Origin of the sequence: Mesorhizobium waimense (assembly GCF_003601975.1) — a bacterium.
Lineage (GTDB): Bacteria > Pseudomonadota > Alphaproteobacteria > Rhizobiales > Rhizobiaceae > Mesorhizobium > Mesorhizobium waimense.
The window spans coordinates 1-557 of sequence record NZ_QZWZ01000200.1; the positions used below are offsets into that span (position 1 = coordinate 1).

General features: G+C 59.4%; 1 protein-coding gene. It reads right to left on the minus strand.

All coding sequences use genetic code 11. The features are described from left to right. Positions 1-13 precede the first annotated feature (13 nt). Positions 14-557, minus strand: a 544-nt coding sequence (locus tag D3227_RS40620) for an IS630 family transposase (RefSeq protein WP_120016858.1), incomplete at its 5' end; no start/stop codon positions are given.

Below are 557 nucleotides of genomic sequence, written 5' to 3' on the forward strand. Positions count from 1 at the left end.
TAGTCATCTGAATCTAAATTTCGTGGCATAAGGATTGTTCCGCCTTCTGGCAGAAGCGTTTGACGGAGGCGAGAATGTCGTCTGCGGACTTGGTCCATCGATATGGCTTGGGGTTCTCGTTGTGGCGCTGGATGAAGGCGCGAATATCGGCCTCAAGCTGGCTGGTGGAGGTATGGACACCGCGGCGTAGTTGCTTGCGGGTGAGTTCGGCAAACCACCGTTCAACCTGGTTGATCCAGGATGCCGATGTCGGCGTGAAGTGCACATGATAGTGCGGCCGGCGCGCCAGCCACGTTCTGATCGCGGCGGTCTTGTGAGTGGCGTAGTTGTCCATGACAATGTGAATGTCGAGGCCATGGGGAACCTGGGCGTCGATCTGCTTGAGGAAGTCGAGAAACTCGGCGGCGCGGTGCCGCTTGTAGCACTTGCCGATGACGAAGCCCGAGGCAACGTCGAGGGCAGCAAACAACGACGTCGTGCCATGACGAACGTAGGAATGGGTCCGGCGCTCCGGCATGCCAGGCATCATCGGCAGGACGGGCTGCTCGCGGTCGAGG